At 74.9% G+C, this 17,156-nt stretch carries 20 protein-coding genes; 14 read left to right on the top strand and 6 right to left on the bottom strand.

What is annotated here, in order from left to right; all coding sequences use genetic code 11:
• Positions 1-125 precede the first annotated feature (125 nt).
• Positions 126-1,097 (bottom strand): LysR family transcriptional regulator, encoded by a 972-nt coding sequence (locus V1J52_RS21585; protein WP_330141604.1) that lies wholly within the window; start codon positions 1,095-1,097, stop codon positions 126-128.
• Between the two features lie 156 nt (positions 1,098-1,253).
• Here V1J52_RS21585 and V1J52_RS21580 point away from each other — a divergent pair, with 156 nt between their 5' ends.
• From V1J52_RS21580 to V1J52_RS21565, 4 genes are all read left to right on the top strand, one after another.
• Entirely contained in the window at positions 1,254-1,673 is a 420-nt protein-coding gene (locus V1J52_RS21580; protein WP_330141603.1) for a phage holin family protein, read from the top strand.
• Positions 1,670-1,981, top strand: a complete 312-nt coding sequence (locus V1J52_RS21575; protein WP_330141602.1) for a DUF3618 domain-containing protein — start codon at positions 1,670-1,672, stop codon at positions 1,979-1,981. The genes V1J52_RS21580 and V1J52_RS21575 overlap by 4 nt, the downstream gene beginning before the upstream one ends.
• Before the next feature lie 6 nt (positions 1,982-1,987).
• On the top strand, positions 1,988-2,245 hold the full coding sequence (locus tag V1J52_RS21570) for a DUF4235 domain-containing protein (RefSeq protein ID WP_330141601.1): 258 nt from the start codon (positions 1,988-1,990) through the stop codon (positions 2,243-2,245).
• 242 nt (positions 2,246-2,487) lie between these two features.
• Positions 2,488-3,879, top strand: a complete 1,392-nt coding sequence (locus V1J52_RS21565) for a cation:dicarboxylate symporter family transporter (RefSeq protein WP_330141709.1) — start codon at positions 2,488-2,490, stop codon at positions 3,877-3,879.
• A 99-nt stretch (positions 3,880-3,978) separates the two neighbouring features.
• On the opposite strand, the gene V1J52_RS21560 is transcribed toward V1J52_RS21565, so the two are convergent.
• Entirely contained in the window at positions 3,979-5,196 is a 1,218-nt protein-coding gene (locus V1J52_RS21560) for an acyl-CoA dehydrogenase family protein (RefSeq protein WP_330141600.1), read from the bottom strand.
• Positions 5,197-5,343: 147 nt separating this feature from the next.
• On the opposite strand from V1J52_RS21560, the gene V1J52_RS21555 reads away from it, so the two are divergent.
• Positions 5,344-5,991 (top strand): TetR/AcrR family transcriptional regulator, encoded by a 648-nt coding sequence (locus V1J52_RS21555; RefSeq protein ID WP_330141599.1) that lies wholly within the window; start codon positions 5,344-5,346, stop codon positions 5,989-5,991.
• A gap of 21 nt (positions 5,992-6,012) precedes the next feature.
• On the opposite strand, the gene def is transcribed toward V1J52_RS21555, so the two are convergent.
• The gene (gene def / locus V1J52_RS21550) at positions 6,013-6,564 is read right to left on the bottom strand and encodes a peptide deformylase (protein WP_330141598.1); all 552 of its coding nucleotides are present in this window, start codon (positions 6,562-6,564) and stop codon (positions 6,013-6,015) included.
• Between the two features lie 110 nt (positions 6,565-6,674).
• Between def and V1J52_RS21545 the strand changes: the two genes are divergently transcribed.
• From V1J52_RS21545 to V1J52_RS21530, 4 genes are all read left to right on the top strand, one after another.
• Positions 6,675-7,916, top strand: coding sequence for a MurT ligase domain-containing protein (locus V1J52_RS21545; RefSeq protein ID WP_330141597.1), 1,242 nt, complete (start codon positions 6,675-6,677; stop codon positions 7,914-7,916).
• Positions 7,917-7,942: 26 nt separating this feature from the next.
• Positions 7,943-8,671 (top strand): type 1 glutamine amidotransferase, encoded by a 729-nt coding sequence (locus tag V1J52_RS21540; protein ID WP_330141596.1) that lies wholly within the window; start codon positions 7,943-7,945, stop codon positions 8,669-8,671.
• 142 nt (positions 8,672-8,813) lie between these two features.
• Positions 8,814-9,764 carry a cytochrome c oxidase assembly protein gene (locus tag V1J52_RS21535; RefSeq protein ID WP_330141594.1) on the top strand — a complete coding sequence of 317 codons (951 nt, stop codon included), beginning with the start codon at positions 8,814-8,816 and terminating at the stop codon, positions 9,762-9,764.
• Between the two features lie 83 nt (positions 9,765-9,847).
• Entirely contained in the window at positions 9,848-10,006 is a 159-nt protein-coding gene (locus V1J52_RS21530; protein ID WP_330141593.1) for a hypothetical protein, read from the top strand.
• Positions 10,007-10,028: 22 nt separating this feature from the next.
• Here V1J52_RS21530 and V1J52_RS21525 read toward each other — a convergent pair whose 3' ends face one another.
• Positions 10,029-10,499: an MSMEG_6728 family protein gene (locus V1J52_RS21525; protein WP_330141592.1), complete on the bottom strand. Its 471-nt coding sequence runs from the start codon at positions 10,497-10,499 to the stop codon at positions 10,029-10,031.
• A gap of 186 nt (positions 10,500-10,685) precedes the next feature.
• On the opposite strand from V1J52_RS21525, the gene V1J52_RS21520 reads away from it, so the two are divergent.
• Positions 10,686-11,216, top strand: a complete 531-nt coding sequence (locus V1J52_RS21520; RefSeq protein ID WP_330141591.1) for a DUF6328 family protein — start codon at positions 10,686-10,688, stop codon at positions 11,214-11,216.
• A 102-nt stretch (positions 11,217-11,318) separates the two neighbouring features.
• Here V1J52_RS21520 and V1J52_RS21515 read toward each other — a convergent pair whose 3' ends face one another.
• Together V1J52_RS21515 and V1J52_RS21510 are read right to left on the bottom strand one after the other, a co-directional pair.
• Positions 11,319-11,750: an ATP-binding protein gene (locus V1J52_RS21515; protein WP_330141590.1), complete on the bottom strand. Its 432-nt coding sequence runs from the start codon at positions 11,748-11,750 to the stop codon at positions 11,319-11,321.
• Between the two features lie 233 nt (positions 11,751-11,983).
• Positions 11,984-13,129, bottom strand: coding sequence for an 8-amino-7-oxononanoate synthase (locus V1J52_RS21510; protein WP_330141589.1), 1,146 nt, complete (start codon positions 13,127-13,129; stop codon positions 11,984-11,986).
• A gap of 160 nt (positions 13,130-13,289) precedes the next feature.
• On the opposite strand from V1J52_RS21510, the gene bioB reads away from it, so the two are divergent.
• From bioB to V1J52_RS21490, 4 genes are read left to right on the top strand one after another with little or no spacing between them, the layout of a single operon-like run.
• Positions 13,290-14,546 (top strand): biotin synthase BioB, encoded by a 1,257-nt coding sequence (bioB, locus tag V1J52_RS21505; protein ID WP_330141588.1) that lies wholly within the window; start codon positions 13,290-13,292, stop codon positions 14,544-14,546.
• Positions 14,539-15,852 carry an adenosylmethionine--8-amino-7-oxononanoate transaminase gene (locus tag V1J52_RS21500; RefSeq protein ID WP_330141587.1) on the top strand — a complete coding sequence of 438 codons (1,314 nt, stop codon included), beginning with the start codon at positions 14,539-14,541 and terminating at the stop codon, positions 15,850-15,852. Before bioB ends, V1J52_RS21500 begins: the two co-directional genes overlap by 8 nt.
• The gene (bioD, locus tag V1J52_RS21495) at positions 15,849-16,598 is read left to right on the top strand and encodes a dethiobiotin synthase (protein ID WP_330141586.1); all 750 of its coding nucleotides are present in this window, start codon (positions 15,849-15,851) and stop codon (positions 16,596-16,598) included. The genes V1J52_RS21500 and bioD overlap by 4 nt, the downstream gene beginning before the upstream one ends.
• Positions 16,595-17,014: a GNAT family N-acetyltransferase gene (locus V1J52_RS21490; protein ID WP_330141585.1), complete on the top strand. Its 420-nt coding sequence runs from the start codon at positions 16,595-16,597 to the stop codon at positions 17,012-17,014. The genes bioD and V1J52_RS21490 overlap by 4 nt, the downstream gene beginning before the upstream one ends.
• Positions 17,015-17,156 lie beyond the last annotated feature (142 nt).

The following is a 17,156-nucleotide window of genomic DNA, read 5'->3' as shown; positions in this document are numbered from 1 at the left end:
TCGGGTGAGCGAAACCGTAGCCGTGAGCACGTCAAATGCAGGAGTGATCAGCCGGCCCCTGCCCCGGTGTTATGGAAGGCGCCGCCGCGCCCCGGGAGGCCGCGCGGCGGCGGACCCCCGGGGCGTCAGACGGCCGCCGGGTGCGCGGGGCCGAACCCGGGGTGGCCGACGAGCCAGGCGGCGTAGTCGGTGTTGCGCGCGACGGCCTCGGCGTGTGCCTCGCGGGCGTGCCCCAGCACGGTGGTGGCCAGGCCGGCGGACGGCGCCCCGGGGTGCCAGCCGATGAGGTGACGCCAGCTCAGCGGCGCCCCCGCCAGCGGCCGGGTGACCAGCCCCGGGGTCGGCGGGAACGTCGCCCGGCACAGCCCCACGGCCCGTCCGACCTGCACGAGGTGGACGCAGGAAGCGGTGTCCGTCTCGTAGACGGAGGCCGGGGTGAAGCCCGCTCTGGCGCAGGCGGCGGCGAAGCAGTCGGCGAAGCAGCCGTCGCCGGGGACGTCCGTCCAGGAGGCGTGCGCGAGGTCGGCCAGGGAGATCTGCCGCCGGGCGGCCAGCGGGTGGTCGTGGGCGAGCATGACGAACACCGGGTCGGTGCCCACCTCCCGCCAGGTGAGCCGGTCGGTGGCCGGCGGCGGGCTCTCCCCGCAGGTGCCGATGAGGGCGAAGTCCAGCCGCCCCTCCCCCACGCCCTGGGCGACCTCACGCTCCGACCAGGAGGTGTACGTCGTCACCGGGACACCGGGGTGGGCGGTGGCGAGCCGGTCCACCAGTCCGCCCAGCAGCGGTCCGTGCGTGCCGCCGAGGCGGAAGCGCGGGGCCCCGGCGAAGGCATGGGCGAACCGCACGGCCTCCTCCTGGAGTTCGGTGACGGCGGGGAGCACCACCCGGGTGCGGTGCAGCACGAGTTCGCCCAGCGGGGTCGGCCGTACCCCGTGGCGTCCCCGCTCGAAGAGCCGGCCGCCCAGCATCCGCTCCACCCGCTTGAGCTGCGCGCTCAGGGCGGGCTGGGCGAGCCCGAGCACCGAGGCGGCCTTCGTGAGGCTTCCGGCCTCAGCGATCGCCCTGATGATCTTCAAGTGGCGCAGCTCCAGGTCCATGGTCCGAGCTTGGGCCTGGGCCCGCCGCTGCCACAAGGGCCCGGACGGCGCGGCCTGCGCTCCCCCGCCTGGCTCCGGCCGGATGACGGCGATGGGGGCGTAACCCGGCGCGCTGCGGGAACCCGCTCGGTTCAACGAGAAAGCGAGGTGGACGGCATGATCGGATCTGTGCGCCGCCGACCGGCCGAAACCCCCGAGTCATCGGTGGGCGAGCTGGTCGAACGGGCGTCACAGCAGCTCTCCGAGCTGGTGCGCCAGGAGATGCGGCTGGCGCAGGCGGAGCTGTCGGAGAAGGGCAAGCGGGCCGGGCTCGGCGGCGGCATGTTCGGCGGGGCGGCCGTGGTGGGCTTCCTGGCCCTGGCCGCCCTCGTGACGGCCGCGATCGCCGCAGTGGCGCTGGCCCTGCCGCTCTGGGCGTCCGCGCTGATCATCGGCGTGGTGCTGCTGGCGGTCACGGGCGTCCTGGCCCTGGCCGGACGCAAGCAGCTCGGCCGGGCGACCCCGGCCAAACCGGAGCAGGCCATCGGCAGCGTCAGGACCGACATCGAGGAGATCAAGGGGAGGGCCCACCGGTGAGCAGGGATTCAGCGGGCTCCTCCGACCAGGAGCGGCTGCGCGCGCAGGTGGCGGAGACACGCGGCCGGCTCGGGGACACCGTGGCCGAGCTGGCCGCCAAGACCGACGTGAAGGCGCAGGCCCAGGCGAAGGCGGCGGAGGCCAAGGCGCAGGCGCAGGTGAAGGCCGCCGAGGCCACGGCGCAGGCGCGGCACGTCGCCTCGGCGGCGGCCGAGCGGGGCCGCCGCCATCCCGGACCGCTGATCGCGGCGGGTGCCGTGGTGGTGCTGCTGGCGGTGGTGCTGGGCAAGCGCTGCGGAAGGGGCTGAGCCGCGATGAAGGTGATCAACCGGGTGATCAGCCTGCTGGTGGGCGCCGTCGGCGGTGTGGTGGCCGGGGCCCTGTTCAAGCGGGTGTGGAAGGTCGTCAGCAAGGACACGGACGCTCCGGACGCCACCGACCTGGACCGCAGCTGGCGCGAGGTGCTGACGGCCGCCGCGCTGCACGGGGCGGTCTTCGCCCTCGTCAAGGCGGCGCTCCAGCGGGGACAGGTGTCCGGCGCCCGCCGTGTGAGCGGCGGCCGGGCGGGCTGAGCCGCCACCGGGCGGGCCGCGCCGGCGGCGGTGGACGGCACCCGCGGGGGCGGCCGTCCAACCGCCGCCGGCGGCGTGTGCCGTGAACGAAATGAACACAAGCGTGACCCCTCCCGCGCGGCGGTGAAGAGTGGCGGCACCCCGCGGGTGCGGCCGTGAGCCGCACCCGCCGCCCCAGGGAGGAGACCAGCGTGACCGGGCAGACTCCGCCGCCCCACCCGTCACGGACGGGACACCCGTCGGTGCCGCCGCCGAAGCGGCGCGACCGCACCCACTACCTGTACATCGCGGTGATCGCGGCCGTCCTGCTGGGCATCACGCTCGGTTTCGCCGCGCCCGGCGTCGCCGTCGGGCTGAAGCCGCTCGGGACCGGCTTCGTCGCCCTGATCAAGATGATGATCTCTCCGGTGATCTTCTGCACGATCGTGCTGGGGATCGGCTCGGTGCGCAAGGCCGCGAAGGTCGGCGCCGTGGGCGGCCTGGCCCTCGGCTACTTCCTGGTGATGTCCACGGTGGCCCTGGCCATCGGCCTGCTCGTGGGGAACCTCCTGGACCCGGGCTCCGGGCTCCAGGTGACGGAGGCGACCCGGGACGCCGGAGCGGCGCAGGCCGGGGACTCCGCCGGGTCGACCACCGACTTCCTGCTGGGCGTCATCCCGACCACCCTCGTCTCCGCGCTGACCGGCGGCGAGGTGCTGCAGGCCCTGCTCGTCGCCCTGCTGGTGGGCTTCGCGCTCCAGGCCATGGGCCCCGCCGGTGAACCGGTGCTGCGGGGTATCGGGCACCTCCAGCGGCTGGTCTTCCGCGTGCTGGCGATGATCATGTGGCTGGCGCCGGCGGGCGCGTTCGGCGCGATCGCCGCCGTCGTGGGCGAGACGGGCGTGGACGCGCTGACCTCGCTGGCCGTCATCATGACCGGCTTCTACGCGACCTGCGCGCTGTTCGTGTTCGTCGTCCTGGGCCTGCTGCTGCGTGTGGTCGCCGGGCTGAACGTGTTCACACTGCTGAAGTACCTCGGCCGGGAGTTCCTGCTGATCCTGTCCACCTCCTCCTCGGAGTCGGCGCTGCCCCGGCTCATCGCCAAGATGGAGCACCTGGGGGTGAGCAGGCCGGTGGTGGGGATCACCGTGCCGACCGGCTACTCCTTCAACCTCGACGGCACGGCCATCTACCTGACCATGGCCTCCCTGTTCATCGCGGAGGCGATGGGCGACCCGCTGTCCCTGGGCCAGCAGGTCTCCCTGCTCGTCTTCATGATCATCGCTTCGAAGGGCGCGGCCGGGGTGACCGGCGCGGGGCTGGCCACGCTGGCCGGCGGCCTCCAGTCCCACCGCCCGGAACTGGTGGACGGTGTCGGCCTGATCGTCGGCATCGACCGCTTCATGAGCGAGGCGCGGGCCCTGACGAACTTCGCGGGCAACGCGGTGGCGACCGTGCTCGTCGGCACCTGGACCAGGGAGATCGACCGGGCCCGGGCGGGCGACGTGCTCGCCGGGAGGCTGCCGTTCGACGAACGGACACTGGTGGACGACGGGCACGGCGGCGCCGGGGGTGCGCAGAGCCCGGAGGGCGCCGAGGAAGCCGGTGCGCCACGGTCCGGGGAGGGTCCGGAGCCCGCACCGGCGCAGTCCTGACCCCGTCTCCGCCCCGCCCGGCCGCCGGGCGCCGCCGCACCGGCTTCCGCCCGGCGGCCGGGCGGAAGCGCGGGGCGTGGCCCGCGGCGGCGGCGCGGGTCAGCGGATGGTCATGCCCGACAGCGTGCGGGCGATGACCAGGCGCTGGATCTCGCTGGTGCCCTCGAAGACGGTGTAGATCGCCGCGTCGCGGTGCATGCGCTCGACCGGGTACTCCCGGGTGTAGCCGTTGCCGCCGAGGATCTGCATGGCCTGCGCCGTCACCGCCTTGGCGGTCTCCCCGGCGAACAGCTTGGACATCGAGCCCTCGGCCGAGGTGAACGGGCGGCGGGTGGCGGCCATCCACGAGGCGCGCCACACCAGCAGGCGGGCGGCGTCGATCTGGGTGCGCATGTCGGCGAGCTGGAAGGCCACGCCCTGGTTGTCGATGATGGGACGGCCGAACTGCACGCGCGTCCTTGCGTAGTCGAGCGCCGTCTCGTAGGCGGCCCGCGCGATGCCGACGGCCTGCGCGCCCACGGCCGGGCGGGACGCCTCGAAGGTGGCCATGGCGGCGTTGCCGCCGGTGCGCTTGCCGCCCTCCCGGGCACGGGCTAGCCGCTCGTCGAGCTTCTCCTTGCCGCCCAGCAGGCAGCTTCCCGGCACCCGGACGTCCTCCAGCACGACCTCGGCGGTGTGCGAGGCCCGGATGCCGTGCTTCTTGAACTTCTGGCCCTGGCTCAGGCCCGGGGTGCCGGGCGGGATGATGAAGGAGGCGTGGCCGCGGGCGCCCAGTTCGGGGTCGACGACGGCGACGACGACGTGCACGTTGGCGATGCCGCCGTTGGTGGCCCAGGTCTTCGTGCCGTTGAGCACCCACTCGTCCTTGGCCTGGTCGTAGACGGCGCGGGTGCGCATGGCGGAGACGTCGGAGCCCGCGTCGGGTTCGGAGGAGCAGAAGGCGGCGACCTTCACGTCGCTCACGTCCCCGTACATCTGCGGTATCCAGGTGCCCACCTGCTCCTCGGTGCCGTTGGCCAGGACGCCGACGGCGGCCAGTCCGGTGCCGACGATCGACAGGGCCAGGCCGGCGTCGCCCCAGAACAGCTCCTCCATGGCCATGGGGATGCCGAGGCCGGTGGGGTCGAAGAACTGCTGGGCGTAGAAGTCCAGGGAGTACAGTCCTATCTTGGCGGCCTCCTGGATGATGGGCCAGGGCGTCTCCTCGCGTTCGTCCCACTCGGCGGCGGCGGGGCGCATCACGTCGGCGGCGAAGCCGTGGATCCACTCCCGCACGGCCTTCTGGTCGTCGTTGAGGTCGAGTGCGAACTCGGTCATGGCGGGCCCTCCAGGACATTGTTACTAGCGGTAACCCAGTCTGTTACTCGCCGGTAGGCCGTGTCAACTCCCCCGGCCGCCGGTGGCCCGCGCCGTCCGGGTGTTACGTTGCGCGGGCAGCGCACGAGTACCGGCGGGAGTTACGCCTTGGAGACGACAAGCCAGGACGGCCAGCGCGGCGGTGCCTCCGCACGCAGACGCGAGGAACTGCTGGAGGCCGCCAACCGGGTGGTGATGCGGGAAGGCCCCGAAGCCTCCATGAACGCCATCGCCGCCGAGGCGGGCATCACCAAGCCCATCCTCTACCGGCACTTCGGCGACAAGGGCGGCCTGTACCGCGCGCTCGCGGTGCGGCACACCGACGCCCTCCTCGACTCCCTGCGAGCCGCGCTGGACGCCCCGGCCGACCGGCGGGAGCGGGTGGAGTCCACCCTGGACACCTACCTGGCCGCCATCGAGGCCCGCCCGCAGGTGTACCGCTTCCTGATGCACCCGGCCGAGGGCGGCGCGCGCGACGAGCAGGGCGTCACCGCCGGCCAGCACACCGCGCCGCTGCTGCGCCGGCTGGGCGAGGAGCTGGCCAAGGTCATCGACGACCGCGTCGACCTCGGGCCCGACAGCGCGGAACTGGCCCGCGTGTGGGGGCACGGCATCGTCGGCATGATGCACGCCGCGGGCGACTGGTGGCTGGCCGACCGGCCCTGCTCGCGCCAGCAGCTGGTCCGGCACCTCGCCGACCTGCTGTGGGGCCGCCTGGCCGCGGCCGGGGACCGGCTGGGCGGCCCGCGGTTCTGACCGGAGCGTCGTCGCGCGGCCTCAGCGCGGGGCCGCGCGGGCCCACCCCGCGCGGCGGGCGGACCACAGCAGACGGCGGCGGCGCAGCCCGCCGAGGCGGTCCGCGTACACCGTCCCGGCCAGGTGGTCGCACTCGTGCTGGAGGCACCGCGCGAAGAACCCGCCGCCCTGGACGCGCACGGCGGTGCCGTCGGCCCGGTACCCCTCGACCACCGCGTGGTCCGCGCGGACCGTGCCCGCCTCCAGGCCGGGCAGCGACAGGCAGCCCTCGGGCCCCCGCAGCGCCACACCACCGGTGTGCACCAGGCGCGGGTTGACGAGGTGCCCGACGTGCCGCACGTCCTCGTCGTCGGGGCAGTCGTACACGAAGACGCGCAGGCCGACGCCGATCTGATTGGCCGCCAGGCCGACGCCCCGGGCGGCGTACATGGTGGCGAACAGGTCCTCGACCAGGCGGGCCAGCGGCGCCCCGAAGCCGGAGACCTCGGCGCAGGGCGCGTGCAGGACCGGGTCGCCGAAGAGGCTGAGGGGGCGGACCCGGCCGGAACCACCGGGGATGGCGCGGCGTCGCATGACCGCCACCCTACGGCGCCGGGCCCGCCCGGGAACCGGTGCGGTGCGGGAGCGGCCCGGTGATCTCGGTAGGCTGCACTGTGACCGAAGCGCAAGGAGGACCCACCACGATGTCGGGCAACACGGAGCCGCTGTCGCCGCGCGCCAGGCTGGCAGTGACGGCAGGAAAGGCCGCGGCGGCGGTGTCACGGGCGGCGGGCCGCGGGAGCGGCTCGGTCATCGGCGGCCGCGTTGCCCTGAAACTCGATCCCGACCTGCTGGCACGGCTGGCCGCCCACCTGGACGTCATCCTCGTCTCCGCGACCAACGGCAAGACGACCACCACCCGGCTGATCGCCGAGGCGCTGCGGGACGCGCCCGAGGACGTCGTCTCCAACGCGCTCGGCGCCAACATGCCGGCGGGCATCACCTCGGCGCTGGCGGGTGGTTCACGGGCGCGCTTCGGCGTGATCGAGGTCGACGAGAAGTACCTCGCCACCGTCGCGCGCGACGTGACGCCGAAGGCCATCGCGCTGCTCAACCTCTCCCGCGACCAGCTCGACCGGGCCGCCGAGACCAGGATGCTGGCCGAGCGGTGGCGCGAGGGGCTCTCCGGCTCCAAGGCCGTGATCATCGCCAACGCCGACGACCCGCTGGTGGTGTGGGCGGCCTCGTCCTCACCGAACGTGGTCTGGGTGGCCGCCGGGCAGGAGTGGAAGGACGACGCCTGGTCGTGCCCGTCCTGCGGCGGCGTCATGCAGCGCCCGGGGGACGACTGGTTCTGCGGCGAGTGCGGCTTCCGACGCCCGACGCCCACCTGGGCGCTCTCCGGCGACCACGTGCTGGACCCGCACGGCTCGGCCTGGCCGATCAGGCTGCGGCTGCCCGGGCGCGCCAACAAGGCCAACGCGACGACCTCGGCCGCGGTGGCCGCCGCCTTCGGCGTACCGCCCCAGACGGCCCTGGAGCGCATGTACGCGGTCACCGCCGTGGCCGGACGCTACGACGTCGTCTCCTACGAGGGCCGGGAGATCAGGCTGCTGCTCGCGAAGAACCCGGCGGGCTGGCTGGAGACGTTCTCCCTGATCGACGCGCCCCCCGCGCCGGTGATCCTCGCCGTCAACGCGCGCGGCGCCGACGGCACCGACACCTCCTGGCTGTGGGACGTGGACTACGGACGGCTGGCCGGGCACCCGATCTGCGTGATCGGTGACCGGCGGCTGGACCTGGCGGTGCGGCTGGAGGTGGCGGGCGTGGACTTCCAGGTCTGCGAGAGCGCCGAGGAGGCCGTGCGCAGGTGCCCGCCGGGGCGGATCGAGGCGATCGCCAACTACACGGCCTTCCAGGACCTGCGCCGCGTCGTGGGCAACTGACGCCGTGCGCGAGAGGGGAAACGAACATGAGTGACAACCAGCTGCGGGTCGTGTGGGTCTACCCCGACCTGCTGAGCACCTACGGCGACCAGGGCAACGTCCTGGTGGTCGAGCGCCGGGCGCAGCAGCGCGGCCTGGGTGTGCAGCGCGTCGACGTGCGCTCCGACGAGCCGGTGCCCACCTCGGGTGACATCTACCTCATCGGCGGCGGCGAGGACCGCCCCCAGCGGCTGGCGGCGGAGCGGCTGGTGCGCGACGGCGGCCTCCAGCGGGCCGTGTCCAACGGCGCGATCGTCTTCTCGGTGTGCGCCGGGTACCAGATCCTCGGCCACGAGTTCGTCAACGACCAGGGGCAGCGGCAGGCCGGGCTCGGCCTGCTGGACGTCACCAGCGAGCGCGGCGCCGGCGAGCGGTGCGTCGGTGACGTGCTGGCGGACATGGACGAGACGCTGCGGCTGCCGCAGCTCACCGGCTTCGAGAACCACCAGGGCATCACACGGCTGGGACCGGCCGCGCGCCCGCTGGCCCGCGTGCGCCTGGGCCAGGGCAACGGCACGGGTGACGGCACCGAGGGCGCCTGGAACGGAACCGTCTTCGGCACCTACATGCACGGGCCGGTGCTCGCGCGCAACCCGCTGATCGCCGACCTGATGGTGAAGCTGGCGCTGGACGTCAACGCGCTGCCGCCGGTGGACGACCGCTGGTACGAGGCGCTGCGCGCGGAGCGGATCGCGGCGGCGACCCAGCCCGCCTAGGCCGGGCCGTCCCGCCCGGGGCCGCCCGGGGCCGTCCGGCCGCTCCGGCCGCCGTCCCGCCACGCCCGCCCCCGCCCGCAGCCGCGGCCGGGGGCGGTTCTACTCTGGTGCGGGCAATCGGTGCGAATGGGGAGCGTTGCGGATGGATCACGGCGGACACGGCATGACGGCGGACCTGCCGCCGTTCACCCTCGGCCGCGGGCTCGCTCTCACCGGGGAACCGGTCTTCCTGGCCGGGTGCGTGCTGGCGCTGCTGCTCTACGCGTGGGGCGTGGTCCGGCTGCGGCGGCGCGGGGACTCCTGGCCGCCGCACCGCGCCGCGGCCTTCGCCGCCGGGGTGCTGACCATCGCGCTGGTGATGTGCACCGCGCTCAACACGTACGGCATGGTGCTGTTCAGCGTCCACATGGTGCAGCACATGGTGATCAGCATGCTGTCGCCGATCCTGCTGCTGCTCGGTGCCCCGGTGACCCTGGCGCTGCGCGCCCTGCCCGCGGCCGGGCGCGGCAGGACGGGGCCGCGCGAACTGCTGGTGCGGGTGCTCCAGAGCCGGTACGTGCGGATCATCTCGCACCCGGTGTTCACCATCCCGCTGTTCATCGCCAGCCTGTACGGGCTGTACTTCACCCCGCTGTTCGACTTCCTGATGGCCTCCCGCCCCGGGCACATCGTGATGATGACGCACTTCCTGGCGGTGGGCCTCGTCTTCTTCTGGCCGATCATGGGGGTGGACCCCGGCCCGCACCGGCCGGGTTACGTCATGCGGATGCTGGAGCTGTTCGCGGGCATGCCCTTCCACGCCTTCTTCGGCATCGCGCTGATGATGGCCTCCGAACCCATGGTCGGCACCTACGCGGACCCGCCGGCCTCGCTGGGCGTGACGGCGCTCGGCGACCAGCACGCGGCGGGCGGCATCGCGTGGGCGTTCAGCGAGATCCCGTCCGTGCTGGTGCTGATCGCCCTGGTCTTCCAGTGGTACGCCTCCGAACAGCGGCAGGCCCGCCGCCAGGACCGGGCCGCCGACCGCGACGGCGACCGGGAGCTGGCGGAGTACAACGCCTACCTGGCGTCCCTGCGGGCCCGCAGCCGGTAGCGCCCGCCCGCCCGGCGGGGGACCATGGGTGCGGGCGCCGGAGCAGCCGGCGCCCGCCCGACCCGCGCGAGGAGGTGGCGGCGATGCCCTCGGCCGCGAAGGCCATGACGGTGACCACGGTGGTCACCCTGGTCCTGGTGACGGCGTACACGGTGGCGCTGGGCGGCAGCGGCTGGGTGTGGTTCGCCTGGATCGTGCTGGGCCTGGCCACGCTGGGCGTGGTGAACACCACGGGCGACTGACCGGCGCAAGCCGGTCACGGCGTCACGGCCGTTCCCGGTCCGGGCCCGGCCACACGTACGGCAGGTCGTCGGGCACGGCGGGGAAGTGCTCGCGGTAGAAGCCGGGGTCCTTGCGCACCAGCGCCGACTGGTGGCTGCGGTGGAACGCGGCGTCGCCCAGCCAGCGCGGCAGCGCGCCGTCTCCCGCCAGCTCCTCCTGGCTGCGCACGGCCGTGCGGCCCGTGCCCGCCGCGAGGTCGGTGGCGAGGGTCGTCGCGCAGGTGTCCTGCCGTCCGGCCGCGCACCAGACCCGGCACATCTCCAGGCCGTACCGCACGAGCGCCTCCTCGTAGCCCGTCCACATCAGCACGGCCGGGTGGCGGCGCCAGCCGTAGCCGGGCACCGTGAGGCCGCGCAGCACCTGGATCGTCTCGACGCGCTGCTTGCCCAGGCGGCGGGCGTCCAGCACGAGGGCGGTGGCCGAGAAGTCCGGGTACGGCAGGAAGGTCTGCATGGCTCCTGTCTAGCCTCCGTGCCCGGCGCCCGCCGCTGTACCGGCGGGCGGTGCGCCCATCACAGCCGGTCGGAGCAGCCGGGTACGGCCGGTCGGCGCAACGGCCGCCTTTCCCCCGGACCCGGACAGCCGTCCGCAGGCGCGCCGGGACGCCTAACTCCAGTCCCAGCGGTCATACGTTCGGATATGGAGCCGCACCGTCCGACCCGGAACGAGACCCCGCTGGAACGCGACGACCGCAACTTCGTGGAGCTGCTGCAGGAGCTGCGGGTCATCCAGACGGGGGTGCAGATCCTGTTCGCCTTCCTGCTGACGCTGGCCTTCACGCCCCGCTTCCCGGAGCTGGACGACGTCCAGCGCGGCACCTACGTCATCACCCTCCTGCTCTCGGCGCTGACGGCGATGCTGTTCACCGCGCCCGCCGTGGTGCACCGCGCGCTGTTCCGCCGGGGGGCCAAGCGGCGGGTCGTGGAGGTGTCGGCGAAGCTGGCGGCGACCGGGCTGGCCGTGCTGGGCCTGGCGCTGACCGGCGCGGTGCTGCTCGTGGTGGACTTCGTCCTGGGCCGTGGCTACGGCGTCGCGGTGGGGGCGGCCACCCTGGCGGCCTGCGCCGCGCTGTGGATCGCCGTCCCGTGGCGGGTGCGGCACACCCACGCGCGGGCGAACGGCCACACGGCGGCGCGGCAGCCGGACGCGGGGAACCGGGACGTACCGTGACGGGACGCCTCCGCGTACCGGGCGCGTACCAGGGCGGAGGCGCGGGACGGACGGGCGCCGTGGCGTGCCGGTGGGGGGACGGGCGCGCGCCGGGTGCGGGGCTCAGGGGTGGCGGGGGTGCCGCCACGGCAGGGTGACCCACACGGTCTTGCCGCCGTTCCCCGCGGGGACCACCGTGAACCGGCCCCCGGACTCGGCGGTCAGTGAGCGCACGATGACCAGCCCGCGCCCGTTGTCCTGCTGGACGGCGGCGGGCAGCCGGCGGGGACGGCGGGGGTGGCTGTCGGTGACGCCGACGCACAGCACCTCCTCCCGTTCCAGCCGCACCCCGACGGTGAAGGTGGGCGACAGCCCGGAGGTGTGCAGCACGGCGTTCGTGACCAGCTCCGAGACGATGAGCCGGACGGTGGTGACGACGTCGGCGCCCTCGGGCGCTCCCCAGTCGGCGAGGGCGTCCACGACGTACCGGCGCGCCGCCGCCACCGAGGCCGGAGCGCTCGGCAGGGTGATGGATGCTTCCTGACAATCTGCCATGCGACGCTGTCCCTTTCCCACCGCGGGGGCAGGCTCCGGGTGCGGGGGGCATGGGGGGCGGAGCCGCCTGCGGATGGCTTCGGGCGTCAGCCTGTCATCCGGACGGGTGTGCCGCTGCGGTTCCCCGGGATCTGCGGGTGACTGTCCCCCGATGCGGTGAACTGTGCGGCACCAGGGTGGTTTTGGGGAGGTATGCCCCGTACGCCGTCGGCCGGGAGGGGCCGCGGTCGGTCTCAGGGCGCCGCGGGGGCCGTGGCGACGACGGTGCGCACCGCCTGGTCGAGGTCGGCTCCGGTGAGGTCGGCGCGGGCCGTCAGCCGCAGCCGGGAGACGCCGTCGGGCACGGAGGGCGGGCGGAAGCAGCCCACCGCGAGGCCCGCGGCACGGCAGTCGGCGGCCCAGCGCACGGCCGCCTCCGGCGAGGGTGCCCGCACGGAGACCACCGCGGCGTCCGGCCGGACCGCCGTCAGACCGGCCGCCGTCAGCCGCGCGTGCAGGGTCAGGGCGATCTCACGGACCCGCTCGGCGCGCCGCGGTTCGGCGCGGAGCAGGCGCAGGGCTTCCAGGGCGGCCCCGGCCGCGGCGGGCGCGAGGCCGGTGTCGAAGATGAAGGTCCGCGCGGTGTTCGTCAGGTGCTCGATGACCGCGGCCGGTGCGGTGACGGCACCGCCCTGGCTGCCCAGCGCCTTCGACAGCGTGACGGTGGCGACCACGTCGGCGGCTCCGGCCAGCCCGGCCGCCGTCAGGGCGCCCCGGCCGCCGTCGCCGAGCACGCCCAGCCCGTGCGCGTCGTCCACCAGCAGACCGGCGCCCGCGCCGCGGCAGACGTCCGCGAGCGCCCCCAGCGGGGCGGCGTCGCCGTCCACCGAGAAGACGGCGTCGGTGACGGCGAGCGCGGGGCCCGGGTGGCCCGCCAGCGCCTTGGCGACGGCGGCGGGGTCGGCGTGCGGTACCACGGTGGTCCCGGCGCGGGCGAGGCGGCAGCCGTCGATCAGGGAGGCGTGGTTGTCCGCGTCCGAGACCACGAGAGCGCCGCCGGGGGCCAGGGCGGTGACGGCGGCGAGGTTGGCGGCGTAACCGGAGGAGAAGACGAGGGCGCCCTGCGTGCCGCAGAAGTCCGCGAGTTCGGCCTCCAGACGGGCGTGCAGCCGGGTGGTACCGGTCACCAGGCGCGACCCCGTCGCGCCCGCGCCCCAGCGGTGGGCGGCCTCGGCCGCCGCGGCGGTGACGCGCGCGTCGCGGGCGAAGCCCAGGTAGTCGTTCCCCGCCAGGTCCAGCAGGGGTGAGACGGCGGGCCGGGGGCGCAGGGAGCGGACGAGGCCGGCGCGACGGCGCTGCTCGCGGGCCGCGTCGAGCCAGCCGAACGGACGTGCGGTCATGGGCGGCGGTCCCTCCTGCGTCGGTGCGCCGGGCGGCGCCCCCTAGAACCTAGCGGTGCCCCGCCGTGTACGGTGTGTGGCGATCCACACACCGTCCAATGACCCTTGTTGTGTGTCCCGTCCTTGGCCAAGACCTCGTCCGTGAGCGAGGATGCGCGCCATGGACCTGCTGAACACGCTGGTGGACAAGGGGCTGCGGCGCGAGCTGCCGACGCGCGATGAGGCGCTCGCGGTGCTGGCGACCTCGGATGACGAACTGCTCGACGTGGTGGCCGCGGCCGGCCGGGTGCGGCGCCACTGGTTCGGGCGGCGGGTGAAACTGAACTACCTGGTCAACCTCAAGTCCGGCCTGTGCCCCGAGGACTGTTCGTACTGCTCGCAGCGGCTGGGGTCGAAGGCCGAGATCCTGAAGTACACCTGGCTCAAGCCCGACGAGGCCGCGCAGGCGGCCCGCGCGGGGCTGGCCGGCGGCGCCAAGCGGGTGTGCCTGGTCGCCAGCGGCCGGGGGCCGACCGACCGCGACGTGGACCGGGTCTCGGACACGATCGCCGCCATCAAGCGGGAGCACGAGGACGTGGAGGTCTGCGCCTGCCTCGGGCTGCTGTCGGAAGGTCAGGCGGCCCGGCTGCGCGGCGCGGGCGCCGACGCCTACAACCACAACCTCAACACCTCCGAGGCCACGTACGGCGGCATCACCACCACGCACACCTACGCCGACCGCGTCGACACCGTGCGGCAGGCCCAGGCGGCGGGGATGTCGGCGTGCTCGGGACTCATCGCGGGCATGGGCGAGAGCGACGCCGACCTCGTCGACGTCGCCTTCTCCCTGCGCGAGCTGGACCCGGACTCGGTGCCGGTGAACTTCCTGATCCCCTTCGAGGGCACGCCGCTGGCCTCGGAGTGGAACCTCACCCCGCAGCGGGCGCTGCGCATCCTGGCCATGGTCCGCTTCGTCTGCCCGGACGCCGAGGTACGTCTCGCGGGCGGGCGCGAGGTGCACCTGCGCTCCCTCCAGCCCCTCGCCCTGCACCTGGCCAACTCCATCTTCCTGGGCGACTACCTGACGAGCGAGGGGCAGGCCGGGCAGGCCGACCTCGACATGATCGCGGACGCGGGCTTCGAGGTGGAGGGTGCCGGCACCACCACGCTGCCGCAGCACCGGCGGGAGGCGGACGCGGCGGCCCCCGGCTGCGGCACGTCCGCGGACGGCGGCTGCGGGCCGTGCGGGGAGACCGGCGGTGCGCGGGACGCCGTGCCGCAGGCCCGCCGGGAGGCGCGGGCCGGGACGACCACCCAGGCCGCGCCGGGCGGGCCGGGCGCCCCCGTGGCCGGTCAGGCGCCGGGCGGGCCGGCGCGCACGGACCTGGTCGCGGTACGGCGCCGGGGCGCGGGCACGGAGCTGCCGCCCAATGCCTGAGCCGCTGACCACCTCCGAGCTGCTCGACCTGGACCGGCGGCACGTGTGGCACCCCTACGGTCCGATGCCGGGCCGCCAGGAGCCGCTGCCCGTCGCCTCGGCGACGGGCGTCCGGCTGCGGCTGGCCGAACCGGTGGCCGGGCACCGGGAGCTGGTGGACGGCATGTCGTCGTGGTGGTCGGCCATCCACGGCTACAACCACCCGGTGCTCAACGAGGCGGCGCGCGGGCAGCTTGAGCGGATGAGCCACGTGATGTTCGGCGGGCTCACCCACGAACCCGCCGTGCGGCTGGCCAAGCGGCTGGTGGACATCACACCCGAGGGTCTGGAGCACGTCTTCCTGGCCGACTCCGGGTCGGTGTCGGTCGAGGTGGCCGTCAAGATGTGCCTCCAGTACTGGCGTTCGGTGGGCCGTCCGGACAAGCGGCGGCTGCTCACCTGGCGCGGCGGCTACCACGGGGACACCTGGCAGCCGATGTCCGTGTGCGACCCGGACGGCGGCATGCACCACCTGTGGTCGGGAGCGCTGCCCCGGCAGGTCTTCGCCCCCCGGCCGCCGGACGGTTTCGACGCCGGGCCCGACGAGGCGTACGCGCGGCGGCTGCGGGAGCTGATCGCCCGGCACGCCGACGAACTGGCGGCGGTGATCGTCGAGCCGGTCGTGCAGGGGGCGGGCGGCATGCGGTTCCACTCCCCCGCCTACCTGCGGGTGCTGCGCGAGGCCTGCGACGCGCACGGTGTCCTGCTCGTGCTGGACGAGATCGCCACCGGGTTCGGACGCACGGGCGCGCTGTTCGCGGCCGGACACGCGGGGGTGAGCCCGGACGTGCTGTGCGTCGGCAAGGCGCTGACCGGCGGTTACCTGACGCTGGCGGCGACGCTGTGCACGGGCGAGGTCGCCCGGGGCATCGCGGAGGGCGAGGTGCCGGTGCTCGCCCACGGGCCGACCTTCATGGGCAACCCGCTGGCCGCCGCCGTCGCCGACGCCTCGCTGGGACTTCTGCTCGCCCAGGACTGGGCCGGTGAGGTCAAGCGCATCGAGGCGGGGCTGCGGGAGTCGCTGGCGGCGGCCGAGGGCGCGCCGGGCGTGCGCGACGTGCGGGTGCTCGGCGCCATCGGCGTCGTCGAACTGGACCGCGAGGTGGACATGGCCGCGGCGACGCGGGCGGCGGTGGAACACGGGGTGTGGCTGCGCCCGTTCCGCGACCTCGTCTACACGATGCCCCCCTACGTCACGGGCGACGAGGACGTGGCGCGCATCGGTGCGGCGGTGTGCGCCGCGGCGGCGGCGGGACGCGGCCGGTGAGCGTCTGGTGCGTGACCGGGACCGGGACGGAGGTCGGCAAGACGGTGGCCGTGGCGGCGCTGGCCGCCGCGGCCGTGGCGGCGGGGCGCCGGGTGGCGGTGCTCAAGCCCGCGCAGACCGGTGTCGCGCCGGACGAGCCCGGCGACGTCGCCGAGGTCGTGCGGCTGGCCGGCCCCTCGGTCACCGGCGTGGAACTGGCGCGCTACCCCGAACCGCTGGCCCCGGAGACGGCCGCGCGCCGCGCGGGCCTGCCGTACGTGCGTCCCGCCGACGTCGCCGGGGCCGCGCGGGAGCTGGCGGCCGGTCACGACCTGGTGCTGGTGGAGGGGGCGGGCGGCCTGCTGGTCCGCTTCGACGCGGAGGGGTCCACACTCGCGGACGCCGCCCGGCTGCTGGGGGCGCCCGTCGTGCTGGTGGCCGCCGCGGGCCTGGGCACGCTGAACACCACCGCCCTGACGGCCGAGGCGCTGCGCGCGCGGGGCCTGGCCTGTCCCGGTGTCGTCGTCGGGAGCTGGCCCGCCGTTCCGGACCTGGCGGCGCGCTGCAACCTCACCGATCTGCCCCGGGCGGCCGGGGCCCCGCTGGCGGGGCTGCTGCCGCAGGGCGCCGCCCGGCTGGACGGCGCGCGGTTCCGGGCGGCGGCTCCCGGCTGGCTCGCGGAGCGGCTCGGCGGCCGCGGCTTCGCACCGCCCGGCCCGGCCCCCGCCTCGACAGGGCACCGCGAGGGTGCTGGGATACGGGTATGAACGACGTGCGGATACGGACCGCGCGGCTCGCGGACGCCGCGGCGGTGCTGGACTTCTGGCGGGTGGCGGCCGAGGGCGTCAGCATCTCCGACGACCGGGACGGCGTGAGCGCCCTGGTCCTGCGCGATCCGGAGGCCCTGCTGCTCGCCGAGCGGGACGGCGCGCTGGTGGGCACCGTCATCGCGGGTTTCGACGGCTGGCGCTGCCATCTGTACCGGCTGGCCGTGCACCCCGCCCACCGGCGGCAGGGGGTCTCCACCGCGCTGCTGGCGGCGGCCGAGAAGCGCTTCGCTGAGCTGGGCGGCCGACGCGGCGACGCCATGGTGCTGGAGGGCAACACGGTCGCCCACCGCGCCTGGGGCTCGGCCGGGTACGCCCGCGAGCCGCAGTGGGGCCGCTGGGTCAAGCACCTGTGAGCCGCAGGGCCCGGGGTCGGCGCGACGGCCGTCGCCGCCCGGGCCCGTCCGGCGGTGATCGCGTACGCTGAACGTACCTGTCCGCGAAAGCGACGAAAGGGACCAGCGTCCGTCCATGGGCCAGCCCGACGGCGTCCGAGGC

Origin of the sequence: Streptomyces solitudinis, assembly GCF_036323765.1 — a bacterium.
Lineage (GTDB): Bacteria > Actinomycetota > Actinomycetes > Streptomycetales > Streptomycetaceae > Streptomyces.
The sequence above is the reverse complement of the archived record's forward strand: the minus strand, read 5'-3'. Positions and strand labels throughout refer to the sequence as shown.

What these genes read in the sequence shown, in the direction of transcription:
- def (WP_330141598.1), bottom strand. Translation starts at nt 6,564, where the DNA reads ATGCGACGCCGCGCCATCCCCGGTGGTTCCGGCCGGGTCCGCCCCCTC.
- V1J52_RS21545 (WP_330141597.1), top strand. Translation starts at nt 6,675, where the DNA reads ATGTCGGGCAACACGGAGCCGCTGTCGCCGCGCGCCAGGCTGGCAGTG.
- V1J52_RS21500 (WP_330141587.1), top strand. Translation starts at nt 14,539, where the DNA reads ATGCCTGAGCCGCTGACCACCTCCGAGCTGCTCGACCTGGACCGGCGG.
- V1J52_RS21525 (WP_330141592.1), bottom strand. Translation starts at nt 10,499, where the DNA reads ATGCAGACCTTCCTGCCGTACCCGGACTTCTCGGCCACCGCCCTCGTG.
- V1J52_RS21530 (WP_330141593.1), top strand. Translation starts at nt 9,848, where the DNA reads ATGCCCTCGGCCGCGAAGGCCATGACGGTGACCACGGTGGTCACCCTG.
- V1J52_RS21510 (WP_330141589.1), bottom strand. Translation starts at nt 13,129, where the DNA reads ATGACCGCACGTCCGTTCGGCTGGCTCGACGCGGCCCGCGAGCAGCGC.
- V1J52_RS21585 (WP_330141604.1), bottom strand. Translation starts at nt 1,097, where the DNA reads ATGGACCTGGAGCTGCGCCACTTGAAGATCATCAGGGCGATCGCTGAG.
- V1J52_RS21560 (WP_330141600.1), bottom strand. Translation starts at nt 5,196, where the DNA reads ATGACCGAGTTCGCACTCGACCTCAACGACGACCAGAAGGCCGTGCGG.
- V1J52_RS21490 (WP_330141585.1), top strand. Translation starts at nt 16,595, where the DNA reads ATGAACGACGTGCGGATACGGACCGCGCGGCTCGCGGACGCCGCGGCG.
- V1J52_RS21570 (WP_330141601.1), top strand. Translation starts at nt 1,988, where the DNA reads ATGAAGGTGATCAACCGGGTGATCAGCCTGCTGGTGGGCGCCGTCGGC.
- V1J52_RS21515 (WP_330141590.1), bottom strand. Translation starts at nt 11,750, where the DNA reads ATGGCAGATTGTCAGGAAGCATCCATCACCCTGCCGAGCGCTCCGGCC.
- bioB (WP_330141588.1), top strand. Translation starts at nt 13,290, where the DNA reads ATGGACCTGCTGAACACGCTGGTGGACAAGGGGCTGCGGCGCGAGCTG.
- V1J52_RS21580 (WP_330141603.1), top strand. Translation starts at nt 1,254, where the DNA reads ATGATCGGATCTGTGCGCCGCCGACCGGCCGAAACCCCCGAGTCATCG.
- V1J52_RS21535 (WP_330141594.1), top strand. Translation starts at nt 8,814, where the DNA reads ATGGATCACGGCGGACACGGCATGACGGCGGACCTGCCGCCGTTCACC.
- V1J52_RS21520 (WP_330141591.1), top strand. Translation starts at nt 10,686, where the DNA reads ATGGAGCCGCACCGTCCGACCCGGAACGAGACCCCGCTGGAACGCGAC.
- V1J52_RS21540 (WP_330141596.1), top strand. Translation starts at nt 7,943, where the DNA reads ATGAGTGACAACCAGCTGCGGGTCGTGTGGGTCTACCCCGACCTGCTG.